The sequence below is a fragment of the uncultured Microbulbifer sp. genome (assembly GCF_947498635.1).
In the GTDB taxonomy this organism is placed as follows: Bacteria; Pseudomonadota; Gammaproteobacteria; order Pseudomonadales; family Cellvibrionaceae; genus Microbulbifer; species Microbulbifer echini.
Window position 1 is genome coordinate 1 of sequence record NZ_CANMKV010000072.1, and the last position, 6,356, is coordinate 6,356.

Consider the following 6,356-nt stretch of genomic DNA (forward strand, 5'->3'; position numbering starts at 1 on the left):
CCGGATACGGATTTACCGGATACGGATTTACCGGATACGGATTTACCGGATACGGATTTACCGGATACGGATTTACCAGATACGGGTTTACCGTATCCGGATTTGCCGACACAAGAAAGTAAAGATACTAAGAAAGTAACTAATCTAGAAAATAACCAGAGAGAGAGCGGTCAGGGTGGTGCCCTTGCTCTCCGTCAGGAATCCGCCCCGCCATCGAAGCGTGGTACTCGCCTTCCCGATGATTGGCAGTTAACCCAAGAATTTTACACTGAGGCGGCCAAGACGCGGCCAGAGGTGATGCACCAGATCTACGACATTGCGGCTAGCTTTGGTGATTACTGGAAATCTCAGTCAGGCAAGCAGGGGGTGCGGCGTGATTGGTTGGCGGTGTGGCGCAATTGGGTGAGGCGCGAGAAGTTTATTCCACCACAGCGGGCCGTGCCTCAGCAGCGAACACGGGACCGCCCCATCGGTGAAATGCTAACAGACACTGGCTGGTGAACACGGGTTTTCAAGGAACGATGCTATGACCGTTGTGACTCTCATCGAGGCGAAAGAGCGAATTATGACAACCGCAGCCAGTAGGCCATTAGCGGCATTCCGCACGAGTGACCCGCGCCTTGTGGATTTAGTGTTTGCCCAGACGGTGGTGACTCAAAATAAAATTCGACGGGTGCATGAGGATTATTTGGGGACATTCCACCGGGATAACTTGTATGTGGCGAGAAAGGTTTTTCAGGAGTATTTCGATCGTTTTCAGGTGGCTGCGTGATAGGGCCCTGCCGGGCCAGTTGGGGTTAGTGTTTACAGTCTTGGGGGAGGTGGCATGAGATTCGATTCAGCGAGACAGGCTTGGCATGATGCCTTTGATGGCTCTGCGGCGGCGTTTGATTATGAGGCTATGGGCAATAGGAGCACGATTACCTCAAAGGCTCGGCGAGGGCGGAAGTTAATTATTCGGGGTGAGGTGCAGGGAGAGGCTAATCAGGTGATTTGCCGCATTGATGCGCCTCGGGTGAGTGGTGTTGAAACGGTTGTGGGCAAGGGTAGCGGTGGGCGGGTTATGGATTCCTGCGAGAAGGGAATTATTCAAAGCGTGGTTGCCAAGCTGAGACAAAGTGACCCACTGGCTTACTGCTGGGGCATGGCTGCCTATGCACCACCGGCAAAAAGATTTAAAGAGCGGGCGGCGCTATTGCAGTACTTGATGTCTGAATTCGATAAGTGGGAGGAGCCGCACCCGAGGGATAAGGTTAGCCAGCTGGCGTTATTTTGTATTAGTGCGAGTGCGTTGCGGGATGTGAATGGGCGTAAGGTGGATGTGAAGCAGGCCCGCGCTATTGTTGGCTGTAATAAACCTGCCTGGGATCTGGAGTGGAAGAATATTTGGCGTAAATTACAGAGACGTTTGGACCCGCTACCAGCGCGTGCCCTGGGCCCGGTTTCTGAGGTTGTGGAGGGTTACAAAGAAAAGTTTCTGAAAGTGGGTTGACAGACTTTGACCCAGGATGGTACTTTTTTTCTAGCTTGCGGTATTTCCGCTTGCAACAGAAACCCGGCTCCCCCAGCCGGGTTTTTTCGTTTCTGACTTTCTATTTTTCATTGCTCCATCACCTGTACTTGGCGGCGTTCTTGTGGGCGCCGTTTTTTTATTCCTTAGCTCTGCGAGCGGAAATTCATGAACTGCAACCTGCAACGATTCGCCTATGGGCCTGATGCCACATTGGGGCGACTGAGAGTGCGCGACTATGTGTTTTATACGGTAGAGCGCCCGTGGTTGGGGAATCGTCCGTTCGAGAGCTGTATTCCTGAAGGGGTTTATTCCTGTAATCCCTATAACTCACCGAGGTTCCCCAATGTGTGGGAGCTAGAGGAAGTCCCTGGCCGTACAAAAATATTGATCCACACCGCGAATTATTCGGCGGATGTGCAGGGCTGTATTGGAATTGGTTCTAACCTGGCGCCCGGTGGTTGGTGGGTGACGCACTCCCGCAGGGCGATGCAGCAACTACGAGAACTACTGCCGCCTAAGTTTGATCTGACAATTACGCACTATGTGCCGGAGTATCCGTGATGGGTATTTGGTCTGGAGTTAAGGGTTTATTTGCTGGCCCTGAGTCTGCGGGCAAGGTGCTGGATGCCACTGTAAATACTGTGGATGCGGTGTGGTTTACCAATGAGGAAAAATCCCGTTGGTATCTCAAGTACCTGGAGGCCACGCAGCCTCAGAACAGGGCACGACGATTAATTGCCTTTCTGGTGACATTGGTTTGGGCGTTGCTGGTTTTATTGATTGCGGCGGCCATGGCTTTCAAAGCGCCTTTTGTAGCAGACCTAAAGGGCCTGCTCGTTGATGTGGTTGTGCAGCCTTACAGCATCATCATCGGTTTCTATTTCGTGAAGTCGTGGGTGAGTGAGGTTAAGCGGTGAACACTGTAGCTCAAGAGGCAGCGAGGGAAGCCATGGTTCAAAAGATCGCCAGTGCAACCACGACGGTTGCTGCGGGTACAGCGGTAGTCGGCGGATATGCCGCACAAGAGTTATTGGCGGTGGGTGGTTTCTTGATTGCTTTGAGTGGGTTCATTGTGAATTGGTATTACAACCACAAGCGCTTGAAGCTGCAAGAACAGCAGCAAGGCGGGGGCGATGGACGTTAGTGTAAAGCTGGATACCTCAAAGTTTGATCGAGCATCGGCTGAATTAAAAAAGCAATTACCTTATGCCAGTTCGGTTGCCCTGAATACGGTGGCGTTTCGTATACGGGGAGAAGAGCGTTCTGCGATGGGGCGCATCTTTGTAAATCCAGCGAAGCTGACACTGAACTCTGTACTGGTGAAGAAAGCCACTAAGCGCTCAGGTATCGCGAAGATCTTTATCCGTAATCAGGCAACCAACGGCACGGCGCCGAGTAAGTATTTGGCGCCGTCAGTTATCGATGTGAAGCGCAATGATAAGCGCTTTGAGCGTGCCCTTCGGCATATGGGCGTCCTGCCTTCTGGCATGTACGTGGTGCATGGCAAGGCGGCGAGATTAAACAGGCATGGGAATATCTCGGTCGGGACCTATAAAAAAATCCTGGCTGAATTACGGGGTAACCCTGGCTCTACAAGTGGGGCAGGTAGTGCGCAGAGTAAGAAGGGTAAATATTTCGTTGGCAAAGTGAACGGTGTCTTAGGGGTGTGGAAGAGGGCAGGCGGCAAACGCCGGCCAACGGTGAAACCCATCCTGATTTTCCTCAAGGGAAAGCCCGATTACCGCAAGCGTTTCCCCTTTGTTCGTATTGCCGAAGGCATAGCGCGGCGTCACCTGCCGATTGAATTGGATAAAGCCATGGATCGTGCCATTGCGACCGCAAAGAGACGTTGAACGGGTCCTCCTGAGGGGGCCAGCACACGGGTAATTCGAACCCCGCTTTTTTAACAGCTATCTGAAATTTCCTAGGGGGTTATACCTTGGCTGGTGATATCTCTCTTGATGATCAGGCCACTCAGTCTGGCTTTGCCCGATTGATCGGCGCTTCGCAGCCGGCGATTGCCAAGCATGTGCAGGCGGGCGTGCTTACCCAGGGGGCCAGTTTTAAGGTCTGGTTACAAGAATACTGCGAGCGGCTGCGTACCGAGGCGGCGGGCCGTCTGGCGAATGATGCCCGCAACCGCCGCGATATGGCCCAAGCCCTGGAATCCGAAGCCAATGCGCAACTGAAAATGCGCGAGCTGTATCGGCAAGACCAATTAATTCTGGATATTGAGTCCGTACGCAAGGCGATGGTGGAGTGGTCCACCATTGGCAAGAATGAATTTTTAGGCGCGGTGGAAAGCATCGTTATTGCTATCGAGAGCCAGCATGCCATTACCATCGACCGCGAACCCCTACAGCCAAACATTGACGCTGCCCTCAGAGCTATTGGCGGTTACGAAATCGAATCTCTCGCGCCTGGTGCAGGAGGTGCGCCAGACCTGGATACCGCAGCCTAAAATCCCGCTGATCGAGTGGCTGCCCGACAATATCAAACTGCCGTCTGAGGATAGCGACAACGCCGGCTATTACCGCAACGACTATGTGCCCTATTTCTGGGGCGTCATGCACGCGCTGGATAGCCCGATATCCTGGATGGTGGTGATGCAGAAGGCGGCACAAATTGGCTGGACGGTTCTGCTGGCGACGGATATTTGTAAGGTCGCCGCCACCGACCCGGCCCGCATCCTGATGCTGTTTCCCAAGGATGAAAAAGGCCGGCTGTTTATGGATGAAAAGCTGGTGCCGATTATTGAAGGCTCGCCAGCCGTGAATCGGGTGATCGATGTCACCACCAGCCGCAAGGGCGGCAGCCGCTCGACGCGGAAGAAATTCCCCGGTGGTGAGGTGCGCACCATTGGCTCCAACTCCATCTCCAATGTGAAATCCACCACCGCCCGCCGAGGCTATGTGGAGGAGCCGGACGATACCAACAAAGACGTCGGCGATCAGGGCGATTCCATTCGCCACCTGCGTGAACGCCTCAAGCGTATGCGCAATAAGAAATTAATTATCGGCGGCACCCCAGCGGTGGCCGATCTTTCCCAGGTAGAACACTACACCAAACTCGGCACCATGCGCGTGCTGCCGGTGACCTGTCACGACTGCGGCGAGTCCCATGTGTTGGATTGGGAAAACGTCAGCTGGCTGGAAAAAGAGGGCGGCACCCCACACCCGATATTCGGACTGCACCAACCGGAAAGCGCGGTGTATAGCTGCCCGGAATGCGGCAGCGCCTGGGATGACTACCGCCGCCAGGCCAATATCCTGCAGACCTGTAAAACCGCGCGGGAGAAGGGCGACGACTTTGCCGGCTGGGAAAAAACCCAATGCGGCGAAGACTTTGAGCCCGATGAAATCGAACCGATAGAAACCTTTATGGAGCTCTCGGAGCTCTATGTGTGTATTCCCGGCACCGGCCTTGCCGATGTAGTGCGGGATTTTCTCGAAGCCGAACACGAAGCCAAAAGCGGCGATGAATCTGCGCGCATTGTTTTCCAGAACAACAAACTGGGCCGGCCCTACCAGTATGCCGCCAGCCGCTTGCTGGACCATGAAAAGCTGCAAGAAGCCGCCGAGGATTACCCGGAACTCGTTTGCCCGGCCGCTGGCCTGCTGGTAACGGTCGGCATTGACGTACAGCACGACCGCCTCGCGATATCGATACGCGCTTTCGGGCGCAATGAAGAAAGCTGGCAACTGTTCTGGGGCGAGATCGATGGCGATACCGCCGACAAGCGCGACGACTGCTGGGCGGCTCTGGATAAGTTGGTGTTCCAAAGCTTCGAGCACGAGCGCTTCGGCGAAATCCGCGCAGCGGCAGTCAGTATCGATTCTGGGGATGGGGGCACCAGCAACGCGGTGTACCACTGGGTCCGAACCCGCGATAAAAAACATCGCGGTGTGCTGGTGATGGCCATCAAAGGCGACAGCAACGACTTCGGCACCAAGGAAATTTTTAACCAGCCCCGGCAGGTGGATTTTAATAATCCCAAGCGCCGCACCAAGGCCGACCGCTTCGGGGTGAAGGTGTATATCGTGGGCACCCACAAAGCCAAAGACCTGATCGCCAAGCGTTTGCTGGGCACCAGTGCCTATATGCACAGCTGTAAGCATGTGCGGCAGGACTACTGGGAGCAGGTCACCGCCGAAGTCAAAGCCCCCAGCAAGAAAAACAAAGGCCGGGAAACCTGGCAGCCGCGCCCCGGCCGCCCCAATGAAGGCACGGATACCGAGGTCTACGCCTTACACGCCGCCCACGCCATGGGCATGCACAAATACAACGAGAAAAAGTGGTCCACCCTCGAATCGCGGTTAGGCCAGCGCACACTGTTTAGCGAACCGGAAACATCACCGGATCAACCTCAGCCAGCCCCAAAAAAACCACACCGGCCAGCACAGCCGGTGGGCTCCCTACTGGATAGTTAAATGTCTAAAACCGCACAAGCCATGGTCGACCTCTATATCGAGGCCGAGATCGACGTGCTCGCCGGAAAAACCACGGTGATTAATGGCCGTCAATTTACCGCCGAGAACCTGCAGGAAATCCGTGCCGGCCGACAGGAGTGGGAACGCCGCGCACTTCAAGAAAAACTCAAGGCCGCCGGCAAGCGTCGTGGGCCCGCCTACGCGAATTTTCATTGATGAATACATTAGATTCTTTCATCGGGTTCTTTGCCCCCGAGGCCGGGCTGCGCCGTGTGCAAGCGCGTCGCGCTTTAAAAGTCGTTGCCGCCTATGAAGCCGCCCGTCCCAGCCGCCTCAGAAAAAACCCCGCAGATAATCGCAGCGGCGATCTGGTGGCCGATGGGGATGTAGAAACCCTGCGTGGCCAGGCGCGG

At 54.9% G+C, this 6,356-nt stretch carries 10 protein-coding genes and 1 pseudogene; all 11 read left to right on the forward strand.

Annotated features, from left to right (window positions below; genetic code table 11):
* Nucleotides 1-501, forward strand: a pseudogene (locus tag Q1A69_RS19475) (hypothetical protein); the annotation flags it as partial.
* Between the two features lie 25 nt (nucleotides 502-526).
* Entirely contained in the window at nucleotides 527-772 is a 246-nt protein-coding gene (locus Q1A69_RS19480) for a hypothetical protein (RefSeq protein ID WP_299589397.1), read from the forward strand.
* A 54-nt stretch (nucleotides 773-826) separates the two neighbouring features.
* A complete protein-coding gene (locus Q1A69_RS19485) occupies nucleotides 827-1,492 on the forward strand; it encodes a hypothetical protein (RefSeq protein WP_299589400.1) in 666 nt (221 codons plus the stop codon).
* A 186-nt stretch (nucleotides 1,493-1,678) separates the two neighbouring features.
* Nucleotides 1,679-2,074 carry a DUF5675 family protein gene (locus tag Q1A69_RS19490; RefSeq protein ID WP_299589403.1) on the forward strand — a complete coding sequence of 132 codons (396 nt, stop codon included), beginning with the start codon at nucleotides 1,679-1,681 and terminating at the stop codon, nucleotides 2,072-2,074.
* Nucleotides 2,074-2,430 carry a hypothetical protein gene (locus tag Q1A69_RS19495; protein WP_299589406.1) on the forward strand — a complete coding sequence of 119 codons (357 nt, stop codon included), beginning with the start codon at nucleotides 2,074-2,076 and terminating at the stop codon, nucleotides 2,428-2,430. Before Q1A69_RS19490 ends, Q1A69_RS19495 begins: the two co-directional genes overlap by 1 nt.
* Nucleotides 2,427-2,657, forward strand: coding sequence for a holin (locus Q1A69_RS19500; RefSeq protein WP_299589409.1), 231 nt, complete (start codon nucleotides 2,427-2,429; stop codon nucleotides 2,655-2,657). The genes Q1A69_RS19495 and Q1A69_RS19500 overlap by 4 nt, the downstream gene beginning before the upstream one ends.
* Nucleotides 2,647-3,366, forward strand: a complete 720-nt coding sequence (locus Q1A69_RS19505; RefSeq protein WP_299589412.1) for a hypothetical protein — start codon at nucleotides 2,647-2,649, stop codon at nucleotides 3,364-3,366. Before Q1A69_RS19500 ends, Q1A69_RS19505 begins: the two co-directional genes overlap by 11 nt.
* Before the next feature lie 86 nt (nucleotides 3,367-3,452).
* On the forward strand, nucleotides 3,453-3,974 hold the full coding sequence (locus Q1A69_RS19510) for a hypothetical protein (protein WP_299583076.1): 522 nt from the start codon (nucleotides 3,453-3,455) through the stop codon (nucleotides 3,972-3,974).
* On the forward strand, nucleotides 3,904-5,943 hold the full coding sequence (locus Q1A69_RS19515; protein ID WP_299589415.1) for a terminase gpA endonuclease subunit: 2,040 nt from the start codon (nucleotides 3,904-3,906) through the stop codon (nucleotides 5,941-5,943). Before Q1A69_RS19510 ends, Q1A69_RS19515 begins: the two co-directional genes overlap by 71 nt.
* Nucleotides 5,944-6,159, forward strand: coding sequence for a primosomal replication protein PriB/PriC domain protein (locus tag Q1A69_RS19520; RefSeq protein WP_299589418.1), 216 nt, complete (start codon nucleotides 5,944-5,946; stop codon nucleotides 6,157-6,159).
* The coding region (locus tag Q1A69_RS19525; RefSeq protein ID WP_299589421.1) for a hypothetical protein at nucleotides 6,159-6,356 on the forward strand (198 nt) is incomplete at its 3' end. The genes Q1A69_RS19520 and Q1A69_RS19525, both read left to right, overlap by 1 nt.